Below are 21,748 nucleotides of genomic sequence, written 5' to 3'. Positions count from 1 at the left end.
CGAAATGTTGCCGTTCAGAGCGGAATTCTCAGTCTTCGTAATCGTCGTCGTCGTGACCGAACGGATCGTCGACGGTGCCCGGCGTCCAGGTCAGACCGGGCTTGCCCCAACCGGAACGCTTGATGATCTTCTTGGCGGCGCGCGCGTTGCGGCCGATCAGCACGTCCGTGTAGAGGAAACCGTCGAGATGCCCGGTCTCGTGCTGGAGCATCCGTGCGAAGAATCCGGTGCCCTCGACCTCGATCGGGTTGCCGTCGGCGTCGGTGCCGGTGACCTTCGCCCAATCGGCGCGGCCCGTCGGGAACTGCTCGCCGGGAACGGAAAGGCAACCCTCGAAGTCTTCTTCCGGGTCGGGCATCGTCTGGGGGATTTCGGACGTCTCGAGTACCGGGTTCACGACGACGCCGCGACGACGCTCGCTGCTGCGGTCGTCACCGGGGCAGTCGTAGACGAAGACTCGGAGTGAAACGCCGACCTGATTGGCCGCCAGACCGACGCCGTTGGCGGCGTCCATCGTCTCGTACATGTCTGCGATCAGTTCGGCGATCTCGGCCGGGGACTGAGTGACCGGCTCTGTCGCCTTGTGCAGTACCGGGTCGCCGACGATTCGGATGGGGAGGATAGCCATGCGGACAAGGATAGTGCGGCGCGCCCGCGTAGTTATCACGGCCCGCACACTCGATCATGGTTCAATGGTTGCTGAAGAACAGCGATGTAATTCGTTGCTCGGTCGGAACGTGGGCCGCGGGGGAAATTGTGAGTTACCTTCGGGCCAGGGGACCGGGAAACTCACGGCCGCGAGAATATCGGTCGGAAAAGAACACCGGGCATACGAGTCTCGCTGACGCCGAGCACAGCAGTCGAGGAGTGACATGGACGGCGCAACCGCGCGTAGTCGGAACCAGTCCGAAGGCACTGGCGCCGACGATTCGGTAGTAGATACAGCAGGCATGCACGAGGTGGGCGAAGACGGCCTCACCCGCCGGGAGCACGACATCCTCTCCTTCGAGCGCCAGTGGTGGAAGTACGCCGGTGCGAAGGAAGAAGCCATCAAGGAGTTGTTCGACATGTCGGCAACCCGCTACTACCAGGTTCTCAATGCCTTGGTCGATCGCCCCGAATCCTTGGCGGCTGATCCCATGCTGGTCAAGCGCCTGCGTCGTCTGCGTGCCAGCCGTCAGAAGGCCAGGGCCGCCCGTCGCCTCGGCTTCGAGGTCACCTGAATCACGCGTACATATGATCGGGCTGTCCACGCACTGGCGATAAGGTCGACATCGTGAGTACCCCGAAAGAGCAGCCGTCCGGACCTCCGCTTCGCGCAATCGCCATGGTGTTGATCGCGTTGGCGATCGTGTTCATCGGTCTCGGAGCAGCCTCACTGGGTGGATCGAGCGACGGTGGATCGGGCGACGAGAACACCGCAGCACAGCAGGCCGAATCCTCGGCGTCTGCCACGACGAGCGCCCCCGCGTCGGCACCTGCCACTTCCAAGCCGGCAGCGACGACGCAACCCGCTTCGGGCGATACCACCACTACGTCGCGTCCCTCGGGAACTGCGACGACCACGACTTCCAGCTCTGCGAGCGGCGTCGACACGTCGAATATCAGCGTTCGAGTTCTCAACAACAGCACCGTCTCGGGTCTGGCAGCAGGCACTGCCGAGGAATTGACGGCTGCAGGTTGGAACGTCGAGGAGACGGGTAACTACAGCGAGGGCACCGTCAGTACGACGACGGTGTACTACGGATCGTCCGCGGCGGAGAAGGCAGCGGCGCAGAAGATCGCAGCTGAACTCGGAGTCACCGCAGAACCTCGATTCGCCGGCATCGCGAACGCGTCACCTGGCGTGATCGTGATCGTGACCTCCAACTGACCGGTCGTGAAGGTGGAACTGACCCGTCGGTTCCAGCTACTACACGCGCCGTTATGATCAGAAGCACTTTCTCGCCACCTCAAAGGAGCGGTTCGATGGCCCCCAGCAGCACCCGGCGTATGTCCTGGCGCGTCGTTGCCCCTGTAGTCGCGATTGCCGCTTTCGGCTTGACCGCTTGCAGTAACAGCGAAGAGCCCAGCAGCGTCCCCGGCACGACTCCTCCGGTGTGGACCGGTGCAGCCGATCCCAGCGCGCACGAAAGCGCGGGCGGCCACGGTTCCGAGACGGCTCACGCCGGCGCTTCTGCCGAGACTGTCACCGCAACGCTGAACGGCACCGATGGCGCCAAGGTCGGAACGGTCACGTTCGCGCAGGAAGGTAGCGACGTCAAGGTCACCCTCGACGCCAAGGGCCTGACCCCCGGCTTCCACGGATTCCACGTTCACCAGGTCGCCAAGTGCGAGACCAATTCCGTAGCCCCCAGCGGCGGAGAGCCGGGTAACTTCCTCTCGGCCGGCGGACACTTCCAGGCCGAGGGTCACACGGGCCACCCGGCGAGCGGTGACCTCACTTCGGTTCAGGTCCTCGACGACGGCACCGCCACGCTGGTCACCACAACCGATGCGTTCACCGTCGACGAACTGGTCGCAAACGGTGGAACATCCGTCATGATCCACGCCGGTGCGGACAACTTCGGCAACATCCCGACGCGTTACGCGCCGGCACCGGATCAGCAGACGCTCGACACCGGTGACGCCGGCGGACGCGTCGCTTGCGGTGTCATCACCAAGAGCTGACAAACTCACCTGAGTTTTGCATCACTTCCGGCGACTACCACGCAGTAGCCAGCACGGTGTTTTTACCGACACTGTGATTGGATTCTCTGCGTGGTAGTTCCATTTCCAGGTTCGCCGCGCCCGACGCTGGGCGTGGAGTGGGAGATCGCGCTGGTCGATCGCAAGACCAGAGATCTCTCCAACACAGCAGCCGAGGTGTTTTCGGCGGTCGAAGAGCTTGCCGGCTCGGAAACCCCGCACATCACCAAGGAACTACTGCGAAATACCGTCGAACTCGTCACGGGTATTCACTCGACGGTCGGCGAGGCGATGAGTGATCTCGACAGGTCACTGGATCTGCTTCGCCGCGCTGCGAATCCGCTCGGCGTCGATCTCATCAGCGCGGGCACGCACCCGTTCGCGCAATGGTCGACGCAGCTGGTCACCCGGACACCCGACTACGACGAACTCATCGAACGCACGCAGTGGTGGGGTCGGCAGATGCTGATCTGGGGCGTGCACGTTCATGTGGGTGTCTCGTCCGCGGATCGCGTTTTCCCGATCATCAACGCACTGCTGCAGCGCTATCCGCACCTGTTGGCGCTGTCGGCGTCCTCGCCGATGTGGGCCGGTGTGGACACCGGCTATGCGTCCAATCGCGCGTTGATGTTCCAGCAGCTGCCAACCGCGGGCCTTCCGTACCAGTTCGAGAACTGGGCCGAATACGAGTCGTTCATCGACGACCAGATGAAGACCGGTGTGATCACCAAGATCGGCGGCATGCACTGGGACATCCGTCCCGCGCCGAAGTGGGGAACCATCGAGGTCCGGGTCTTCGACGGCGTCTCGACACGCGCCGAACTGGGTGCTCTCGTTGCTCTGGTCCACTGCCTCATCGTCGATCTGGACCGCAGACTGAGTGCCGGTGAGACTCTGCCGAACATGCAGCCGTGGCACGTCAAGGAAAACAAGTGGCGCGCAGCGAGATACGGACTGGACGCCGAGATCATCCTCGACTCCGACGCAAACGAGTGCCTCGTCACTGACGATCTGGATCGCCTGCTCGACGACTTGGCGCCGATTGCGGTCTCACTCGGCTGCGCGGACGAGTTGGCGTCGGTGGCGGACATTCCCCGTCGCGGTGCCTCCTACCAGCGTCAACGCCGTGTCGCGGAAGCGACGGGCGGCGATCTGGTTGCGGTAGTCGACGCATTGGTCGCGGAGTTGGGTACTTAGAGCACTCCGTGTTGCCGATGGTTTCGTAGGGTCGAAATACGGGCATACAGACCGATTGTCCAGTCTGCGTCCATATTCGGTTCACACGGCGTTTACTATTGTCCGGTGTTGATAGACAGTTGGTCCCAACGAGGGGGCGTACCCGGACAGTCGGATCGTTCGTGGTCGAGTTCTCATCGACTCCTTCTGATCGGCACAGCAGCATTGGCCGTGCTGGTCCTGGGTGTGCAGGCGTTCGCGTCGTACAAGGGCTATCTCGGTCCGGTGGAAAGCCTGTTCGGTGACTACTTCCTCGTTCCTCGCTCGGCGACCATGCCCTGGGTGGGTCTCGCTCTCGCGCTGGTTGGACTGAACAACAAAGAACGCATCTACGCGGTATCCGCGGCCGTTGTCATCGACGTGGTCGTCGGCGCGATCCGCTGGTTCTCGGGTGGACCGCTGACTATGGGCACCGGCGGCACCTGGGTACTGACGGCCATCGCGGTGTACGCGGTGTGGAAGTTGTCCGGCGAGCGTCGACTCAGCGTTCTGCACGGCGTCGCTCTCGGCGCGTTGCTCATCATCGCGGCCAAGGTTGCCGAGACGTGGCTGGAGATCACCATTCTCGTCGGCACCGACGTGTGGGACGAGTACGTGTTCCTCGCCGACCAGGCTCTCGGGAATCCGTCGTGGGTTATGGGCCAGATCGTCGACGCCATGGGCCCCGTCGGTGCAGCAGCCCTCGACTGGATCTACGTCGAACTGCCCGTCGCAGTGATCGTAGTTGCCCTCTACCAAGCACGTAAGGGATGGCCGTCGCATCACCTGCTGCGCACGTTCCTGCTCATCGGGCTGATCGGCCCGATCTTCTACGTCCTGTTCCCGGTGGTCGGCCCGGTGTTCGCCTTCGGTCCGCGTGGGTTCGGATTCCAGATCGGTGACTACTGGCCGAACATCGTGCCCAACTTCGACTTCGCATCACCGTCGTCGCTGCCGTTCGACGACGCCGCACCGCGAAACTGCATGCCGAGCCTGCACACCGCGTGGGCGGTCGCACTGTTCATCCACTCGCGCAGCGGGCCGTGGTGGATTCGCAGCCTGGGATCGTTCTGGCTCGTTGCGACCCTGACCGCGACGCTCGGTTTCGGATTCCACTACGGCGTCGACCTCATTGCCGGTGCCGTCCTGTGCTTGACCCTCGATGCGGCGCTACGGGATCCGGAGCGAGGCTGGGGGTGGTTCCGAGTGCGTCTGTTGATCGGTGGCTCGGCACTACTCGCGGGGTTGTTGCTCTCGTACCGGTTCGCTGCGGTGCAGATGGCCGAGTACCCGGCGATCTTCGGGCCGCTGCTGATGGCTGTCCTGGTTCTCATGTCGGTCGCGTACTTCGCCACCTTCTTCGCCCGCCCCGGCACTGCTCTTGCGGTGTGGGGCGAGCGCGACGGCGAGTGGGATGCCGCTACAGGAGAGAGTCCGGGTCTTCCAGCTCGTTGATCTTCATGAGGTCGTCCTCTTCGCGCTGTTCGCGGTAGGCGACTCGGCCGACGCTGTGCGCGATCACGGGCGCGGTCAGCAGCGTGAAGATGCCCACCAGGACCAACATCCAGATGTCGACGCTCCCACGAAGCAGGAACACGGCGCCCATCAGCACCAGGATCAGTCCGACCACCTGAGGTTTCGTGGCCGCGTGCATACGACGCAGGGTGTCGGGGAAGCGAACGATTCCCACCGCGGCGGTCAGCGCGAGCAGCGCGCCGAGGAAGATGGAGATGGCCCCGATCGTGTCGAGGATGTTGCCGATCACTGGTCACTCACCCGGAAGCGCGCGACGGACACGGAACCGATGAAGCCGACCAGTGCCAGCGCCACGATCGCGGGAACGATCGTGGTGTCTTTGCTGTACGCGGCCCAGACAGCGAGTCCACACATCGAGACCGCGATGATCGTGTCCAGAGCGACGAGGCGGTCGAGTGAGCTCGGACCGTCGAGCAATCGGAACGTGGTCAGTACGGCGGCGATCAGCAGAATCACTCCGGAAATGATCAAGATCGTGGTGATGAACCCGTTCATGGTTGGTCCTCCTGCCGGGGTGCATCGAATTCGTAGTCGCGCTGGTGCCACGGGCTGGGTTGCCAGTCCGAGTCACGTTCGAACGACGCGATGAACAACCGCTCGAGATCCTCCACCGAGCGGTAGAACGCGCTGACGGCTTTCTGCGAGCCGACGTCGAGCACGTGGACGTAGACGATGCGCCGGTTCTGGTCGATCTCGAGAACCATGGTGCCCGGGATCAGGTTCAGTACGTCGATGCACAGCGTGAGAACCAGGTCGGACTTGATCCCGAGTTGGTAACGCAGAACTCCGGTGACCGGCGGCGGCGACGGACGGATCGCCAGCCACGCGACCTGGATACTCGACTGGATCGCGTAGTACACGATCATCCACAGCAGACGCAGAATCGACAGCAGATGTACCCGACCCTCGACCGGTACACGGGGGAGGGGAAGCAGGACCATGATGATCAGGCCGACGGCGAGTCCGCCGAAGATGTTGCCGAAACTGATGTTGCCCCACAACAGGATCCATACGACCATCAGCCACAGCAGGATCCCGACGCGGAGTACCTGTTCGCGTTTCATCGCGGAGCCTCCTCGGTGTTCGGGGCGTCGGTGTTCGGGACGTCGCTGTTCGGGGCATCGGTACTGGGAGCTACAGCAGGGTCGTCTGCAGCGACGGGAGCTTCGTCGACCGGCACGGGTCGGTGGTTGCCGAGAACCGCGTCGATGTAGATGGACCGGTCTTGCAGATCCTTCGCCGCTCTGTCGCTGATGTCGATGATCCGGCCTGCGAACACCGTCAGTGCCAGGCCGACGATGACGAGTCCGACCGTCGGAATCAGCATGAAGACCGGAATCTTGCCGACGTCCTCGCGGTCGACGAACGCGATGTCCTCTTCGGACTCGTCGATCAGTGCTGACGGGCTGACGTCGGCGAGGTCACCTTCGGGCGCGTCGGCGCGGGCTCGCCAGAAGGCCTTGGTCCACACGCGGGCGACGGCGTAGAGCGTCAGCAAGCTGGTGATCGTGCCGCCGGCGACGAGGATCCAGGCCAGCGCGCTGGCGTCGGCCGCACCGGCCTGCAGGAGCGCGACCTTGCCGATGAAGCCCGAGAACGGCGGGATACCACCGAGATTCAGTGCCGGGATCAGGAAGACGATCGCGAGGATCGGGCTGGCCGCAGCCAGACCGCCGAGACGGCGCAGCGACGACGACCCGGCTTGTCGTTCGATCAGACCCACGACGAGGAAGAGCGTCGTCTGCACGATGATGTGGTGGGCGACGTAGTAGATCGCGCCGGACAGCCCGGACGTCGTGGACAGTGCGATACCGAAGATCATGTAACCGATATGGCTGACCAGTGTGAACGAGAGCAGACGTTTGATGTCGCTCTGCGCGATGGCACCCATGATGCCGACCACCATCGTGAGCAGACCGCACACCATCAGTACGTTGTCGAGTTCTCCTTGCGGGAACAGCAACGAGTGCGCGCGGATGATCGCGTACACACCGACCTTGGTGAGCAACCCGGCGAAGACGGCGGTGATCGGTGCGGGCGCGGTCGGATACGAGTCCGGTAGCCACGCCGACAGCGGGAAGACCGCAGCCTTGATGCCGAACGCCACGAGCAGGACAGCGAAGATGGCGGTTCGTGTGCCCGGCGGAATGTTGTCGAAGCGCAGGGCCATGTCGGCCATGTTGAGGGTGCCGGTCGCCGCATAGGCGAAGGCGATGCCCGCCAGGAAGATCAGCGAAGACACCATCGAGACCATCACGTACGAGACACCGGCCCGAACGCGGTCGGCGCTGGCACCGAGCGTCAGGAGCACGAAACTCGCGGCGAGCAGAACCTCGAATCCGACGTACAGGTTGAAGAGGTCACCGGCGAGGAACGCGTTCGAGATACCGGCGGTCAATGCGAGATAGGTCGGCAGGAAGATCGAGACCGGCTGGGCCTCGCTGCCGTCGCGAATACCCTGACCGATCGCGTAGATCATGACGGCGAGCAACACCACCGACGAGACCACGAGCATCATCGCCGAGAGACGGTCGACGACGAGTGTGATGCCGATGGGGGAGTCCCAGCCGCCGACCTGAACGGCCGTCGTACCGTCGCGGTCGGCGAGGTAGAGCAGCAATCCAGACACCGCGACGACGCCGATGAGCGCGATCAGTGTGATGACACGCTGGAAACGCGGACGTCGGCCGACAACCAGCGTCGCAGCTGCGGCCAGCATCGGGATCAGGACGGGCAGGGGCGCAAGGGCTCCCATCAGGTTGTCCGAGATGGTCATGCGCCGCCACCTCCCTCGATCTTGGTCTGGCGAGCGTCTTTGCGCCGCTTCTCGGATTCCTTCTTACGAGCAAGGTCGGTGGCCCAGTCGGGTACCGGTTCGTCCTCGAAGTCGCCGTCGTGGAGGTCGTCGTAGCATTCGATGTCCTCGAGGTTGACCAGTTGTTCGAGGGGAATAGGGTTGCCGTCCTTGTCGAATGCGTCGCCGCCGATGCTCGGGGCACCGGTGACCGGGTCGTCGGAGCGGTCGTGGTCGGGAGCGTCGGCAGGCAGGCGCCGCTTGAGGATCTTGGTGTCCTCGGGATCGTCCTCGACGGCGTCGGCGGTGTTGATCTTGTAAGACCGGTACGCCAGTGCCAGAACGAAGCCGGCGATACCCATCGTGATCACGATGGCCGTCAGGATCATGCCCTGGGCGAGCGGATCCGCTATCTCCTCGTGGACCGAATCTCGGCCGACGATGGGCGGATTCCCGTCCGATCCACCTACGGTCAGGATCAAGAGGTTGATGGCGTTACCGAATAGAAGTAGACCGAGGAGCATCCGGGTGATGCTTCGTTCGATCAGCAGGTAGACACCGGCCGACGTGAGGACGCCGATCAGGATCAGCATTCCGATATTTGCGCTCATGGTGCTTTCACCTCGATTTCTGCGTCGAGGCGGGCGCCGAGACTTCGGAGTACGTCCAGGACCAGGCCGACCACGATGAGGTAGACGCCCAGGTCGAAGAACAGTGCGGTGACCAGTTTGACGTGGCCGATGAGCGGGAGCGTGAACTCGAAGACAGCCGACGAGAGTGCCGGAGCGCCGAGGAACAGCGACACCAGGGCGGTGCCCGCGGCCAGCGCCAAACCGAGGCCGAGAATCTTGCCCGCGTCGATGGGTACGGCTTCACCGAGTTCGTAGCGGCCACCGGCGAGGTAACGCAGCACGAGGGCGAGGCCCGCCGTCAGGCCTCCGGCGAAACCGCCGCCGGGGGCATTGTGACCGGAGAAGAAGAAGTAGATCGACAACACCATGATGGTCGGGAAGATCAACCTCGTGGTGACCTCGAGAACCAGCGAACGGTGTCGAGGATCGATGAGGTCTCCGCCGCGCAACCACGTCGTGTCCGAGTTGGCGGCTGCCTTGTCGACGATGACGGAGGGGGCGTCCGCGACTCGCGGCGCGATACCGAAGCGGCGGTTGCGGAACACGAGGCTGGCGACGCCGGTTGCCGCGACCAGCAGCACCGAGATCTCACCGAGCGTGTCCCATGCGCGGATGTCGACGAGTAGGACGTTGACGACGTTCTTGCCGTTGCCCAGGTCGTAGGCCGCGTCGGGAAGCAGTTCGTAGATCGGACGAGTGTTTCTCGCATTGGTCGCGAAGGCCGCGATGGTGGTGACGGTGATACCGACCGCGACTGCGAGTGCCGCACGCGGCCACTTGAAGCCGATTGCCTTGCTCTCGTCGACCTCTGCGGGGAACTTCCGGAGTACCAGCACGAAGATCACGAGGGTCAAGGTTTCGACGAGGAACTGGGTCAGCGCGAGGTCGGGTGCGCCGTGCAGCGCGAACAACACGCCGCAGCCGTAGCCGGTGAGTCCGACGAGGATGACGCTGGCGAGTCGGTTGCGCATCAGCGTCGCGGCGATGGCGGCCGAAATCATCATCAGCGCGATAGTGAACTGGATGGGTGAATCCCACATCCGAAGGTCGACTCCGCCGCCATCGGTGTCGATGATCAGCAGGAACAGTGGCACCACGACCAGCGTCGCGAGAATCGTCGACTGCGTGCGGGGGAGCGAACCACGCTGAGTGGCACCGGTCAGGCGCATCGAGATGGTGTCCATGCCGCGCAGGGTCGCGTCGTAGATGCGGTCGGCGTTGCCGAGCGGCGGGTGCTCGAAGTGCAGGCGGCTGATCTGACGCTGCGCGATGTAGAGCGCGATGCCGCCGGCGATGACGATGCAGGTGAGCAGCAGTGGAGTGTTGAATCCGTGCCACAGCGCGAGGTGGTAGTCGGCGTGCGGTCCGGGGGCCAGCGTGGTGGAGTACGGCGTCAGCAGCTTCTCGAGTTGGGGCGAGAGAATGCCGGCGGCCAGACCGAGAACCGCGAGTAGGCCGGGCGCGAACAGGAACAGCCAACCCGGCTTGTGCATCTTGCTCACGGCCGGACTCGGCTTGCTCAAGGTCTTGCGTCCGAAGGCTCCCCAGATGAACCGGACGCTGTAGCCGACGGTCAGGATCGAGCCCAACACGATCACCGTGACGACGGCGATCGACGACCAGTGGCCGAGCGCGTTCGTTTCGAGAACTGATTCGAGTGCGGCTTCCTTGCCGACGAATCCGAGTAGCGGTGGTAGACCGGCCATGCTGGCGGCAGCGAGGCTCGCGATGATCGCGAGAGCGGGTGCCGCTTTACCCAGGTGAGCAAGTTTGCGCAGGTCACGGGTGCCGGTGGTGTGATCGATGATGCCAACGACCATGAAGAGTGCGGCCTTGAACATCGCGTGCGCCACGACCATCGTCATGCCGGCCAGGGCGGCGTCACGCGTGCCGATGCCGACCAGGACCATCATGAAGCCGAGTTGGCTGACGGTTCCGAAGGCGAGGACGAGTTTGAGGTCGTACGCGCGCATGGCTCGCCAACCGGCGAGGATCATCGACAGCAGACCCAAACTGATGATGGTGATGCGCCACGGCGGCGAATCGGCGTACCCGGGAGCCAGGCGCGCGACGAGGTAGATACCGGCCTTGACCATTGCTGCCGCGTGAAGATAACCGCTGACAGGGGTGGGCGCGGCCATCGCACCTGGCAGCCAGAAGTGCAGGGGCACGATTGCCGATTTGGAGAGCACACCGATCAGGATCAAGACGATCGCGACGGACGGGAGCCACCCCGTCGGCGGGTTCGCGACCAGTTGGGACAGGTTGTAGCTGCCGCCGACCTGGCCGAGGATGATCATGCCGACCAACATCGCCAGACCACCGGCGGTGGTGACCAGCAGTGCCTGGGTCGCGGCGCGGCGACTGGTGGCGCGTTCGGCGTAGTGACCCACGAGCAGGAACGACAAGACCGTCGTCAGTTCCCAGAACACGTAGAGAAGCAGCATGTTGTCGCTGGTCACGAGTCCGAACATGGCACCCGCGAAGGCGACCATCTCGGCGGCGAAGATGCCGAGTCGAGGTTCGTCGTCGTTGAAGTAGCGGGCGCAGTAGATCAGGATCAGCGTGCCGACGCCCAGGACGAGCACGGCCATGATGGCGGAAAGCGCGTCGAACCTGAAGTCGATGTCCATCGACAGGCCGGGAACCCAGGTGATGTGCAGCGTCTCGACGGTGCCCCATTTGTCGATGACCCAGCCGAGGCTGGCGAGGGGGACTATCGCGAGGGGGAAGAAGCCGTTTCGCCCTAACCTGCGCACCACAAGCGGAGCCAAGAGGGCGGCAACGGCATGGGCAAGCAAGATAGCGAGCAAAAGGCACTCCGTCGTGTTGTCAGCGGGCGGCGGGGTGTCCGAACAAAATCGAACCTATCGGATTAACGAGACAATTCACCTTGTCGGAGAGGTTGTCTTTGCGTACATATTACCGGGCGTGGCAGTTTCGATGTGCAGCGAGTCGATTCGGACATCATCGGCACTCGCTGATACACGTAGGTTGGACGACGTGAATTCGTCGACTCCCACCATGATCATCCGTACCGCCGCCCTTGCGCACATTCGTGACCGCAAGCTGATCCAGACCCGCTCCGTGGGCAAGACCGCGTTCTACATGGCCGGCGGAAAGATCGACCCGGGTGAGACGCCCGAGCAGGCACTGCACCGCGAAATTCGGGAGGAACTCGACGTCGATCTGGTCGACGGGACGGTCACGTTCCTCGACGTCTTCGAGGCTCACGCTTTCGGACATTCCGCGGACACGGGCCTGCACATGAGTTGTTATCTGGCGGAGATGGCCGGAGACCCGCACCCGACCAGCGAGATCGCCGAGTTCCGCTATTTCACGCTCGCCGAGTACGCAGCGATGGACGAGGTGGCGCCGGGATCGCTCAAAGTGTTCCATCGCCTGGCGTCGATGGATCTGATCGACTGATCGGCGGAGGTCCGGATCGATTGACTCGCCCCAAGCGCAGACTTGCATAGGCGCAGACGGCCACGATGATCAGTGCCACGGCGTCGAGTATCAGGATGTCGGTCGAGATTTCGAACGGGCCGACCGTCGTGATGCCGTTGAAGGGCTTGTTCTCGTCGAGCGGCGTGTACGCGGTCCATCCGTAGTCGAACTGCGGATAGACGAGCAGGGCCAGCGCCGTCGGGCCGAAGATGACACCGAGTCCGACGAGGGCTCGCGACGCTCCGGTCCGCGGTGGCTCTCGGTACATCGCGCTGGCGATCGCGTACGTGACGACCGCAGAGGTGAAGGCGACAAGAAGATCGCTGATCGCGAGAACGTCACCGATCTTCGGCGACGGCGACGTGGCGTAGCTGACGATCCCGGCGACCGTCACCGCCAGGAGCAATCCGTAGCCGACGACCCGCGAGGGAGCGATCGCGCCGATTGCTGCCGCGGCGACGATGACGACGCCGATCACGACGGCGGTCGAGGCGGGGGTTTTCGACCATTCCATGGCTTCGGTTGCGGGACGGTTCGCCGACACCGCCGCCAGAGTTGCGACGGCGGCGGTACACATCAGCAGGATTCGACCGCCGTCGCCCAGCACCCGCGCGCAGATCACCGTGATTACGAGCGCGACGAGTAGAAGGGGTACGGCCGCCGTGACGGTGGTGATCTCGAACCACCAATTCGCCGCGACCCCGAAGAGAGTGAGCACCGCCGCGATAGTCACCGGCCGAACGGCCATCCGTTCCTTGGGGTGGTCCTTGTCGAAATCGTGGAACCAGAACGCGGCGACGCAGGCGGCGGCCAAAGCGAGCGCGAGCAGTGTTGCCCCCAACACCGGTGGTTGAAACTGGTTGGTGTTGTCGGCGATGTAGTCCGCGTACCGCCGAGGAATTGCGTCTTCGTCCAGGAGTGAATCCGAGACATGCACGGCCACAATCGTTCCCGCGACCGAGGCAGCTCGAACCCGGGGAGCGGCAGCAACCGTCACCGCGCCGACAGCGACTCCCGCACCGACGGGCGAGAGTGCCTCGAAGTTGTGATCGTAGAGCCCGGGCAGTTCGAGTAGGAGGCCGCCGAAGACCGTCATGGCCGCGGTCCGCAATCGGCAACGGGCCATCATCGCGGCTGTCCCGACCGCGACCACAGCCAAGACGCCTGCGCCGATGGTCGAGATGGACCAGAATCGGTCGCCCGTCGAAATCGACGTCGACTGGCTGTTCACGAACGGTGCCAAAGCGACGACGGTGACGACGAATGCCGTCACACCACTCAGTGCGACGAGCAGCGTCCTGCGGGCGATGGGCACTGCTCCAAAATAGTCAATCCGGTACCAGTTGCACCGCAATAGGAGGTCTCAGTCCGGTGACGGTGTGTCAACGGGGCTGCGGCGGCGGAGCGCGATCCCGGTGGCGACGACAACTGCAGACATCAGGAGTGCCGCGGCGTCGGAACGTGGCGGATCTTCAGTTGCGTCGACGATAACGAACGCGGCGTCGGCCCGGAAGGCTGCGTCGGGCGCGGTTGCGTCGACGTAGGCTCGCAATTCAGAGTTGTATTCGACGTACGTCGAGGGCGGATCGTGTTGAACGTACGTTGACGACACTGTCTCGATCTCGTGCTGCCCGATCGACATGAAGACCAGGGCAGTGAAAGGAATCGTCAACCCCAGCGTCGCTGCGACGGGATTCGACGGCAGAACGGATCCGAGCAGCAATCCCGACCCGACGCCCAGCGCGACAATGCGGAGCAGTAGAGCAAGTTCGTGTTCGCCGTCGAAGATCCACTCCGACAACGGGATCGCAGCCAGCAGAGCCAGACCTGCGATCGTGCGATCCCGGTGTCGAGAACGCGACAAGCCGAAGACGACCGCGATGATCGCGAGGGCAGCGATCACCAACGGCGAGGTTCGGTCACCGTCGAGAAAGAAGCGGTCGGTCAGATCCGCGAACACCGTCGTGGCGGCGGCTCCAACAGCGGTTGCAGCCCAAAGGAATCCGCCACTGCCTGAAGTTGTGTCCAGTCTCCTCACACAGAACCAGGTCAGGGTGAGGACGGCGACGGTGGACGCGACCATGACCAGCCAACCCGAAAACGTCGGTGGGTTCTCTTGCCGGTCGACGACCGAACTCAGAATCCGTTGGGTGATGGCGAGGCCGGTGACAACTGCCAGAGCGGCTGCGGCGACGCCCGGTTCGCTTTCGCTGATCCGCAATTCGGAGTCGTCTGTCACTGCGCACGCCACTGCGCAGATCAGGGTCAGCAACAGAAGTGCCCAGGCAGGTTCGCCGATGGACGACGTGCTGACGGGTATCAAATCGCCGGTGGACGATTGTGCGGCCAACCACGTCGACACCACGCCAATGATCAGCAGGTTGCGTCCGAGGCGGCTGTCCCACGATGCGGCGACAGCGCCGCCCAGGATGAGTCCGGCTGCAATGGTTTTGGCGAAACCCAGAACGCTCAGCAGATCAAGACCGACTTCTTCGGCGACGAGGAATCTGATCAGAATCAACACTACGACGCCCGTGTACACAAACGCCCACGCACGCCTGCGAGAACCGCGGTGCTGGAGATACGCGCAGGCCCCTACGGCGACGATGGCGCCCACCACGACGCTGGTGGATTGGCTGCTGATCCATTGGTCGATCTTCGACTGCGGCTCGGTAACAGGCCATCTCATTCGCGCTGGGTTCGTCAGCGCCAGGGCGGCAAGGATTCCCGAGAGAAAGGCCGCGAGGGCGCCGGTGCATGACCGGAGGTCGATGGTCATCGGTCTGTCCCGATCAGGCGGTCTCGGTGGGTTCCGATACCTCGACGGGTGGGTGGGATCGTCGAAGGATCGCCGCACCACAGAAGCCGATGATCAGGGCGAAGAGGATTGCAGTGCCGACAGTCTGAGCGGTGACGTAGTCGACGGTGATTCCGATGCCGCGTCCGAATAATCCTCCGTCGCCGTGGGGAGAGACCGCATCGATGTCGAGCTGGCCTTGGATGTATATCGACGTCATCATCGGTGGGAAAGAGAGCTGATCGGTGAGAATGGCGATCGACGAGAAGGTCATCGCGGCAAAGGGAATGGCGAGTCCGAGTGTGGCGTCGACCAGGCTGCCGGGAGCAAGGGAACCGAACAGTAAACCGGCGGCGAGGCCCAGCGCGGCGATCTTCAGCGCGATTGACCAGACGCCGTGCGCGGAGTCGAAGGGCAGTAGTTCTGACAGTGGAACCGCAACGAGAACGGCGATGGGCACGAAGTTTGGCACCTGCTTGTGCAGTCTCAATCCGACGGCAACCGGCAGGGCCGCGAAAAGCACCAGTACCCAAGGGGACTTCAGGTCTCCCCAGTGGCCGGAACCCTTCGCGATGTCGACGAAGAGCGGGGCCGACGCAGCGGCCAGTGCGGTTGCCGCCCAGAGGAACTTGCCACCAGCACCGGAGGCGTCGCCGAGGCGGTAAGCGGCGATCCACGTCAAGGCGAGCGCAGCGCCTGCCGCCAAAACCATGACGATCCAGGCGGTCGCCTCGGACGCGTATTGCTGGCGGTCGATCACGGCGCCGAGCACTCGATGCCCGATCGCCAGCGCGGTGATCACCACGAGAGCGATGCGGATTTCACCCGAGTCCGGCTTGCGAATCCGGAAGCCGGCTTGCGCGGTCACTGCACAGGCGATTGCTGCTGCGGCCGTGGCGCCGATCAGCCACCACGACGGCTCACCCACCGAAGACGTCGTCATCCTGGCTGTCCCACCGGCGAACGTGCGGATCGCGAGGAAGGTGGCGAGCACGCCGAGGAGTGTCGCGTTCTTGGTGGCAGTGCGGTCCCAACTGACGGCAACCACGCAGCCCAGAATGGTGCCGGCTGCAACACTTTTGACGATGATCAAGGCGATCAGCAGGTCCAGTGACGCAACTTCGGGTACGACTGCCCGAACGATCGCGATGACGGCGACGCCGGCGGCGATCGCGATCCACGCCGCCCGACGGGACCCGCGACGCTGTGAGATGGCGCAGGCAAGCACGGCGATCACGGCGCCCAGTCCGACAGCAGTCGGTCCGCTGCTGATCCAGCGATCTACTTCCGACGGGGAGGCCACGATGGCCCAGTCGCGAAGAACGGGATTGGTCAAGGCCAGCGCCGCGAGTATCCCGGACAGGAGTGCAGCGACGGTGGTGAGGATCGCTCGAAGATCGAGTGGCATCGGGCCAACCTATCGCGGCGCCGCAACATCGGTCGTGGGCGGCGTGAGTGCCGGAAACCAGATGTCGGTGAGAACGTCTGCTGCGACGTCCGCACCCGCGGTGATCGCGCCCTGTTCCGCCCACCGAATGAAGAAGCGCTCGATCTGTGTCAGCAGGAGCTCGACCCGGAGTTTCGCCTCGTCGTGTCGGCTCTGCGGCCAGCGTGCCAGGTACGACGGCATCGCGTTGGGCAGTGCAGAGATGCCTTCGCGTGCCAGTGTTCGGAATTCGGGTTCGAGGACCATGGCCTCGTCCCACGCCCGCATCATGTGGTGGTGATCGCGGCACCAGTCGAGAGCGCGGTTGATCCAGCCGGCGAATTCTTCGCGCGAACCGGAATCGAGTACGTGGTCGAGATCCTGGAATATCGCGAGCGTGCTGGATACGACCGTGTTCGAGCCGAGGGCCTTGAGTATGTCGATCTTGCCGGGGAAGTGCAGGTAGAAGGTGGCGCGGCTGCAACCGACCCGGCCGGCGATGTCCTCGACGGTGACAGCCGCGTATCCGCGTTCGGTGAAGAGCGCGCCGGCGGCATCCACGAGGTCTGCGCGGGTTCGCTGCTTCTGCTTCTCTCGCAGCGTCAGTCTGCCGGAGGTATCTGTCATTACCGGGATCCTAGTGCCGCGGGGGCTCTCACGGGTCAGTTGCACGAGACTCTCCGTCTTTCACTTGACAGCCCGTTAGTGAAAGCTACTCTGTGGTGTAGCGCACAATCGACCGATCAGAGGACGCCATGACCATCTCGGACACAACTCGCACGCCTGACCTACCGGCCGGATTCGACGTCACCGATCCTGCTGTCCTCGGGGAGCGGATCCCTTTCGAGGAATTCGCCGAACTGCGTCGAAGCGCGCCCGTGTGGTGGTGTGAGCAGCCGCCGACCGTTGGTGGATTCCAGGACGAGGGCTACTGGGTGGTCTCGCGTCACGCTGACGTCAAAGAGGTCAGCCAGCGCAGCGATGTGTTCTCGAGCTGGGAGAACACCGCGATCGCGCGTTTCGCCGACGACATGCCACGTGAGGCCGTCGAGATGCTCCGGCATCTTCTGCTCAACAAGGATGCGCCGGAGCACACCAAGCTCCGCAAGCTGATTTCGAAGCTGTTCACGCCGCGCGCGATCAACGGCATGCGCGACGAATTGGATCGTCGTGCGCGCAGCATCGTCGACACCGCTGTGAGCGAAGGCCCGGGCGACTTCGTGAAGCAGGTTGCCAGCGAGCTGCCGCTCCAGGCGATCGCGGATCTGATCGGTGTACCGCAGGACGATCGGGACAAGCTGTTCAAGTGGTCCAACGAGATGATGGGCTACGACGACCCGGAATACCAGGGTGATCCGGCAGTCGCGTCCACCGAGGTCCTCGGATACGCGTACCAAATGGCAGACGCGCGTCGTACCTGTCCGGCAGATGACATCGTCACGACTCTGGTCCAGGCCGACATCGACGGCGACGCTTTGAGCCCGGAGGAGTTCGGGTTCTTCGTGCTCATCCTGGCGGTCGCAGGGAACGAGACCACCCGCAACGCCATCACGCACGGAATGATCGCGTTCCTGGACAACCCCGAGCAGTGGGAGCTGTACAAGAAGGAACGTCCCAAGACGACGGCCGACGAGATCGTCCGGTGGGCGACACCGGTCACCGCGTTCCAGCGCACCGCGCTCGAGGACACCGAGCTGGCAGGAGTGTCGATCAAGAAGGGGCAGCGCGTGGTGATGCTGTACAGCTCCGCGAACTTCGACGAGGACGTGTTCGAGAACCCGATGACGTTCGACATCACTCGTAACCCCAATCCGCACTTGGGCTTCGGCGGAACGGGCGCGCACTTCTGCATCGGTGCCAACCTCGCTCGCATGGAGATCGACTTGATGTTCAACGCGATCGCCGACAACGTCCCGGACATCACCAAGATCGGTGATCCGCGCCGTCTGCGCTCGGGTTGGATCAACGGCATCAAGGAGTTCCAGGTCGATTACAAGAGCACAGGCTGCCCGGTCGCTCACTAGAGTCGGTAGGTGAGAGGTACACCCCACGATCTCGAGGAGCCACCGCATGACTTCGATCAACGACAAGGCAACTGCTCTACTGGCGTTGCACCAGCCAGGTAACCCGGTCATTCTCCCGACGGTCTGGGACGCGTGGTCGGCGAATCTTGCGGTGGCTGCCGGTTTTGCAGCCCTGACGGTGGGCAGCCACCCGGTTTCCGATTCCATCGGCAAGCCGGACAACGAGGGCATCACCTTCGACGAACTTCTGCACCGGATCAAGCAGATCACCGGTGCGGTCGACGCCCCGATCTCGGTGGACATCGAGGGTGGTTACGGGCTCGAGCCGGCAGTTCTCATCGACGGGTTGATCGATGCCGGCGCTGTCGGACTCAACATCGAGGACACCGTCCACAGTGAAGGCGGACGCTTGCGTGAGGCGCAGGAGCACGCCGACTTCGTGGGTGGGCTTCGTCAGGCCGCCGACGCAGCCGGAGTTCACGTTGTCGTCAACGCGCGCACCGACCTGTTCGTGAAGCAGGTCGGTGACGAGTCCGATCGTGTCGATCGCGCCATCGCACGCCTCAAGCTGGCGGCCGACGCCGGCGCCGACGTTCTTTACCCCGTCGGGCGGCATGACGACGCGACCCAGCGCCGCCTGACGTCCGAACTTCCACTTCCGATCAATGCGATCGGAATCCCGGACCAGGACGATCCGGCAAGTTTCGGTCCGCTCGGAGTGGCACGTGTGAGCTTCGGTCCGTTCTTCCAGATGGCATTGGCCAACCGCGCGAACGAGATCTTGGGACGCTGGAAGTAAGAATGCAGACACTGATGTCGCCCGGCCCGCTTCTCGACGATCGCGGACATTTGGTCGAGACGGGTTGGGCCCCATCGGAGATTCGCAAGTATCGACGCTCTGCGATCACCGCTCCCAAGTTCCGGATCAAGGAGTGGGACTACTACTGCGTTCTTACTGCGGATTACGGCATCGCGTTGACCGTCGCCGACAACGGGTACATGGGCTTGCTCGGAGTCTCCTGGCTCGATTTCCGAATACCACACGAGATCACCGAAAACGTGATGCTGCCGTTCCCGATGGGAAGGCTCGGTCTGCCCGAAAGCGCGGACGACGGTGATGTGGTGGTGTCGAAAGGTAAAGCTCGCTTCGAGTTTCGCCATGTGGACGGTGGGCGCCACTTGATTGTCGACTACCCGGCTTTCGACGGTGGACGAGGTCTTCATGCCGATCTGTTCCTGGCGAGTCCTGCCGATGACCGGATGGTGATCGCCACACCGTTTCCGAAGGCGTCCAGATCGTTTTACTACAACCAGAAGATCAACTGCCTGCCCGCTGCCGGGACCGTGCGAATCGGGAGCGACGACTTCACATTTCGCTCGGAAGACTCGTTCGGCGTTCTCGATTGGGGCAGGGGAGTCTGGACTTACGACAACACCTGGTACTGGGGTTCTGCATCCGGACTGGTGAACGGCGAGCGGTTCGGATTCAACATCGGTTACGGCTTCGGCGACACTACGGCGGCCAGCGAGAACATCGTGTTTGTCGGCGGCCGGGCGCACAAACTGGACAGGATCGACTTCGGCATCCCGCAGGGAAAGTACGACGGCGCGCCGTGGAACTTCTCGAGCAACGATGGTCGCTTCGAGATGACTTTCGAGCCGATCATCGACCGTGTCGCGACTTTCGATGTCGGGGTGCTGCGTTCGATTCAGCATCAGGTGTTCGGAAAGTTCTCCGGCACAGTAATCCTCGACGACGGTACCTCCGTGGTGGTTCGAGATCTCCTCGGATTTGCCGAGGAGGTTCGGAACCGCTGGTAGGCCGTACGTCTCCGCGAAGATGACGGAACGCAGCATGAGCACCGGGGCATGATCGTGCCCCGGTGCTCGCGTTTTCAATTTGTGCCCGTTCAGGCTGCTGTCGGTGGGCTGTTCCCGCCGATCGGCTGTTGATATGGATCGATCGACATCGGTGGATAGAACACTGTTTTTCGGTCGGGGCCGATCTCGACCCGCCATTCGGTGTGGTGCAGTGTCCGATGGTGGTGACCGCACAACAAGATCAGGTTGTCGAGATCTGTTGGGCCGCCATCGTTCCAGTGAACGATATGATGGGCATCGCACCACCCCGACGGTGTCCCGCACCCCGGGAACGCACACCCACCATCCCGAACTGCCAACGCCCGCCGCTGCGGCACCGTTGCTGTTCTTGCTTCCTTGCCGCAGTCGAGCGGAACACCATTCTTGTCCAGGAGGATCCGGGTGACGGTGCAGTCGCACGCCAACATCCGGGCGGTATCGATACTGATCGGGCCCACCCAATCCGTCCACGCGAACCCGAGTTCCTCCGTCGACGGCAGGAGGTCTTTCAACGCTTGCAGATCCGTCATGTCTTTCGCGCTGGCCGTTACCGTGATGTGCGGTTTCACGCCGCCTTCGATCGGACCCAACCCCGCCCGCTCGTACCGGCGCAACAGTTCGCAAAACCCGTCCGCACGCCGTAATGCAGGCGTGCGGGTGTCCTTCACGCCGTCCTTCTCCGGTGTCGGAGCGGACAGGCTCGACAACAACGTGATCAACCGCGCCCCGTTGACCGCATCCAGATCACCCTTCACCGTGACCCTCCCGTACAGGCCTTTCGAGGCGTAGAACTCGTTACGCTCCGAATCCTCGCCGACCGGAACGCCGTCCTCACGCTTGCCGTACTGCTTCTCGATCCGCCGAATCGCTGCCCGCACCGCATCACAATCCGCGATGTTCTTCGACGCCAACCCGAGCAGAATCCCGCGGGCCTTGTCCACGTCCGCCAGGGTCATGTTCTTCGGCGGATGCTGACAAAACGACGCCACCTGACGGGCTTTCAACGCATCCACGTCACCCCGGTGAAACGCATCGCCCACAACGGGTTCGAGCATCAACAACCGCGCCAACCCGACCAGCAGACTGCACTCACCGATCTCGAGATTCGTCGAACCGTGCAACCACTGTGCGATCGCCCGAAAACCCTTCCCGCCGAGAACGTCACGGGAAAACATTTCCACGATCAGCAACACCATCCGCGATTGCAACTCGTGCCGGGCGCGCACCAGATCGAGAACCTCACTCTTGAGGTCCTCACCATCCAGCTGCCATGCTTCCCGACTGTTCATACCGAAAGTTTAATCGAACATACTTTCGAGAGCCAGG

The 21,748-nt window shown here is 63.3% G+C and carries 21 protein-coding genes; 9 read left to right on the top strand and 12 right to left on the bottom strand.

Annotation, left to right across the window (positions count from 1 at the left end):
- Positions 1-28: 28 nt before the first annotated feature.
- Positions 29-628 (bottom strand): peptide deformylase, encoded by a 600-nt coding sequence (locus QMA15_RS11475; protein WP_019744501.1) that lies wholly within the window; start codon positions 626-628, stop codon positions 29-31.
- 244 nt (positions 629-872) lie between these two features.
- Here QMA15_RS11475 and QMA15_RS11470 point away from each other — a divergent pair, with 244 nt between their 5' ends.
- The 5 genes from QMA15_RS11470 (at position 873) to QMA15_RS11450 (ending at position 5,358) form a co-directional block, all read left to right on the top strand.
- Positions 873-1,223 carry a DUF3263 domain-containing protein gene (locus tag QMA15_RS11470; RefSeq protein ID WP_007730120.1) on the top strand — a complete coding sequence of 117 codons (351 nt, stop codon included), beginning with the start codon at positions 873-875 and terminating at the stop codon, positions 1,221-1,223.
- Positions 1,224-1,276: 53 nt separating this feature from the next.
- Complete coding sequence (locus QMA15_RS11465; protein ID WP_142006090.1) at positions 1,277-1,873, top strand: LytR C-terminal domain-containing protein; 597 nt, start codon at positions 1,277-1,279, stop codon at positions 1,871-1,873.
- Between the two features lie 95 nt (positions 1,874-1,968).
- Complete coding sequence (locus QMA15_RS11460; protein ID WP_142006092.1) at positions 1,969-2,670, top strand: superoxide dismutase family protein; 702 nt, start codon at positions 1,969-1,971, stop codon at positions 2,668-2,670.
- Between the two features lie 90 nt (positions 2,671-2,760).
- The gene (locus QMA15_RS11455) at positions 2,761-3,885 is read left to right on the top strand and encodes a glutamate--cysteine ligase (RefSeq protein ID WP_003945034.1); all 1,125 of its coding nucleotides are present in this window, start codon (positions 2,761-2,763) and stop codon (positions 3,883-3,885) included.
- A gap of 105 nt (positions 3,886-3,990) precedes the next feature.
- Positions 3,991-5,358, top strand: coding sequence for a phosphatase PAP2 family protein (locus QMA15_RS11450; RefSeq protein ID WP_060939314.1), 1,368 nt, complete (start codon positions 3,991-3,993; stop codon positions 5,356-5,358).
- Here the strand turns inward: QMA15_RS11450 and mnhG are convergent.
- Genes mnhG through QMA15_RS11420 form a run of 6 tightly spaced genes read right to left on the bottom strand, consistent with a single transcriptional unit; the run spans position 5,324 to position 11,678 of the window.
- Positions 5,324-5,665 (bottom strand): monovalent cation/H(+) antiporter subunit G, encoded by a 342-nt coding sequence (gene mnhG, locus QMA15_RS11445; RefSeq protein WP_085989592.1) that lies wholly within the window; start codon positions 5,663-5,665, stop codon positions 5,324-5,326. The genes QMA15_RS11450 and mnhG overlap by 35 nt on opposite strands.
- A complete protein-coding gene (locus tag QMA15_RS11440) occupies positions 5,665-5,934 on the bottom strand; it encodes a monovalent cation/H+ antiporter complex subunit F (protein ID WP_003945061.1) in 270 nt (89 codons plus the stop codon). The genes mnhG and QMA15_RS11440 overlap by 1 nt, the downstream gene beginning before the upstream one ends.
- Positions 5,931-6,503: a Na+/H+ antiporter subunit E gene (locus QMA15_RS11435; protein ID WP_003945063.1), complete on the bottom strand. Its 573-nt coding sequence runs from the start codon at positions 6,501-6,503 to the stop codon at positions 5,931-5,933. Before QMA15_RS11435 ends, QMA15_RS11440 begins: the two co-directional genes overlap by 4 nt.
- Complete coding sequence (locus QMA15_RS11430) at positions 6,500-8,215, bottom strand: Na+/H+ antiporter subunit D (RefSeq protein WP_019744496.1); 1,716 nt, start codon at positions 8,213-8,215, stop codon at positions 6,500-6,502. The genes QMA15_RS11435 and QMA15_RS11430 overlap by 4 nt, the downstream gene beginning before the upstream one ends.
- Positions 8,212-8,844 carry a Na(+)/H(+) antiporter subunit C gene (locus QMA15_RS11425; protein WP_019744495.1) on the bottom strand — a complete coding sequence of 211 codons (633 nt, stop codon included), beginning with the start codon at positions 8,842-8,844 and terminating at the stop codon, positions 8,212-8,214. The genes QMA15_RS11430 and QMA15_RS11425 overlap by 4 nt, the downstream gene beginning before the upstream one ends.
- The gene (locus QMA15_RS11420; RefSeq protein ID WP_279163233.1) at positions 8,841-11,678 is read right to left on the bottom strand and encodes a Na+/H+ antiporter subunit A; all 2,838 of its coding nucleotides are present in this window, start codon (positions 11,676-11,678) and stop codon (positions 8,841-8,843) included. Before QMA15_RS11420 ends, QMA15_RS11425 begins: the two co-directional genes overlap by 4 nt.
- Positions 11,679-11,889: 211 nt before the next feature.
- On the opposite strand from QMA15_RS11420, the gene QMA15_RS11415 reads away from it, so the two are divergent.
- A complete protein-coding gene (locus tag QMA15_RS11415; RefSeq protein WP_279163265.1) occupies positions 11,890-12,294 on the top strand; it encodes an NUDIX domain-containing protein in 405 nt (134 codons plus the stop codon).
- Here the strand turns inward: QMA15_RS11415 and QMA15_RS11410 are convergent.
- The 4 genes from QMA15_RS11410 to QMA15_RS11395 are packed head-to-tail and all read right to left on the bottom strand — an operon-like array spanning position 12,251 to position 17,165.
- On the bottom strand, positions 12,251-13,630 hold the full coding sequence (locus QMA15_RS11410; protein ID WP_279163234.1) for a hypothetical protein: 1,380 nt from the start codon (positions 13,628-13,630) through the stop codon (positions 12,251-12,253). The two genes, QMA15_RS11415 and QMA15_RS11410, sit on opposite strands and share 44 nt — an antisense overlap.
- A 48-nt stretch (positions 13,631-13,678) precedes the next feature.
- Positions 13,679-15,094 (bottom strand): hypothetical protein, encoded by a 1,416-nt coding sequence (locus QMA15_RS11405; RefSeq protein ID WP_279163235.1) that lies wholly within the window; start codon positions 15,092-15,094, stop codon positions 13,679-13,681.
- A 13-nt stretch (positions 15,095-15,107) separates the two neighbouring features.
- Entirely contained in the window at positions 15,108-16,520 is a 1,413-nt protein-coding gene (locus QMA15_RS11400; protein ID WP_099697499.1) for a hypothetical protein, read from the bottom strand.
- A 9-nt stretch (positions 16,521-16,529) separates the two neighbouring features.
- Positions 16,530-17,165, bottom strand: coding sequence for a TetR/AcrR family transcriptional regulator (locus QMA15_RS11395; RefSeq protein WP_020968862.1), 636 nt, complete (start codon positions 17,163-17,165; stop codon positions 16,530-16,532).
- 128 nt (positions 17,166-17,293) lie between these two features.
- Between QMA15_RS11395 and QMA15_RS11390 the strand changes: the two genes are divergently transcribed.
- Genes QMA15_RS11390 through QMA15_RS11380 form a run of 3 tightly spaced genes read left to right on the top strand, consistent with a single transcriptional unit; the run spans position 17,294 to position 20,383 of the window.
- Complete coding sequence (locus QMA15_RS11390) at positions 17,294-18,562, top strand: cytochrome P450 (protein WP_019744488.1); 1,269 nt, start codon at positions 17,294-17,296, stop codon at positions 18,560-18,562.
- 46 nt (positions 18,563-18,608) lie between these two features.
- Complete coding sequence (locus QMA15_RS11385) at positions 18,609-19,361, top strand: isocitrate lyase/phosphoenolpyruvate mutase family protein (protein ID WP_007730096.1); 753 nt, start codon at positions 18,609-18,611, stop codon at positions 19,359-19,361.
- Positions 19,362-19,363: 2 nt separating this feature from the next.
- Positions 19,364-20,383 (top strand): DUF2804 domain-containing protein, encoded by a 1,020-nt coding sequence (locus tag QMA15_RS11380; protein ID WP_290284500.1) that lies wholly within the window; start codon positions 19,364-19,366, stop codon positions 20,381-20,383.
- 89 nt (positions 20,384-20,472) lie between these two features.
- Here QMA15_RS11380 and QMA15_RS11375 read toward each other — a convergent pair whose 3' ends face one another.
- Entirely contained in the window at positions 20,473-21,711 is a 1,239-nt protein-coding gene (locus QMA15_RS11375; protein ID WP_290284498.1) for an HNH endonuclease signature motif containing protein, read from the bottom strand.
- Between the last annotated feature and the right edge of the window lie 37 nt (positions 21,712-21,748).

This window comes from Rhodococcus sp. APC 3903 (genome assembly GCF_030407755.1).
Taxonomy (GTDB): domain Bacteria; phylum Actinomycetota; class Actinomycetes; order Mycobacteriales; family Mycobacteriaceae; genus Rhodococcus_F; species Rhodococcus_F erythropolis.
The sequence above is the reverse complement of the archived record's forward strand: the minus strand, read 5'-3'. Positions and strand labels throughout refer to the sequence as shown.

Coding starts and splice junctions, on each gene's coding strand:
- QMA15_RS11425 (WP_019744495.1), bottom strand. CDS start 8,844: ATGAGCGCAAATATCGGAATGCTGATCCTGATCGGCGTCCTCACGTCG.
- QMA15_RS11435 (WP_003945063.1), bottom strand. CDS start 6,503: ATGAAACGCGAACAGGTACTCCGCGTCGGGATCCTGCTGTGGCTGATG.
- QMA15_RS11470 (WP_007730120.1), top strand. CDS start 873: ATGGACGGCGCAACCGCGCGTAGTCGGAACCAGTCCGAAGGCACTGGC.
- QMA15_RS11475 (WP_019744501.1), bottom strand. CDS start 628: ATGGCTATCCTCCCCATCCGAATCGTCGGCGACCCGGTACTGCACAAG.
- QMA15_RS11375 (WP_290284498.1), bottom strand. CDS start 21,711: ATGAACAGTCGGGAAGCATGGCAGCTGGATGGTGAGGACCTCAAGAGT.
- QMA15_RS11400 (WP_099697499.1), bottom strand. CDS start 16,520: ATGCCACTCGATCTTCGAGCGATCCTCACCACCGTCGCTGCACTCCTG.
- QMA15_RS11415 (WP_279163265.1), top strand. CDS start 11,890: ATGATCATCCGTACCGCCGCCCTTGCGCACATTCGTGACCGCAAGCTG.
- QMA15_RS11430 (WP_019744496.1), bottom strand. CDS start 8,215: ATGACCATCTCGGACAACCTGATGGGAGCCCTTGCGCCCCTGCCCGTC.
- QMA15_RS11405 (WP_279163235.1), bottom strand. CDS start 15,094: ATGACCATCGACCTCCGGTCATGCACCGGCGCCCTCGCGGCCTTTCTC.
- QMA15_RS11385 (WP_007730096.1), top strand. CDS start 18,609: ATGACTTCGATCAACGACAAGGCAACTGCTCTACTGGCGTTGCACCAG.
- QMA15_RS11390 (WP_019744488.1), top strand. CDS start 17,294: ATGACCATCTCGGACACAACTCGCACGCCTGACCTACCGGCCGGATTC.
- QMA15_RS11380 (WP_290284500.1), top strand. CDS start 19,364: ATGCAGACACTGATGTCGCCCGGCCCGCTTCTCGACGATCGCGGACAT.
- QMA15_RS11440 (WP_003945061.1), bottom strand. CDS start 5,934: ATGAACGGGTTCATCACCACGATCTTGATCATTTCCGGAGTGATTCTG.
- QMA15_RS11460 (WP_142006092.1), top strand. CDS start 1,969: ATGGCCCCCAGCAGCACCCGGCGTATGTCCTGGCGCGTCGTTGCCCCT.
- QMA15_RS11395 (WP_020968862.1), bottom strand. CDS start 17,165: ATGACAGATACCTCCGGCAGACTGACGCTGCGAGAGAAGCAGAAGCAG.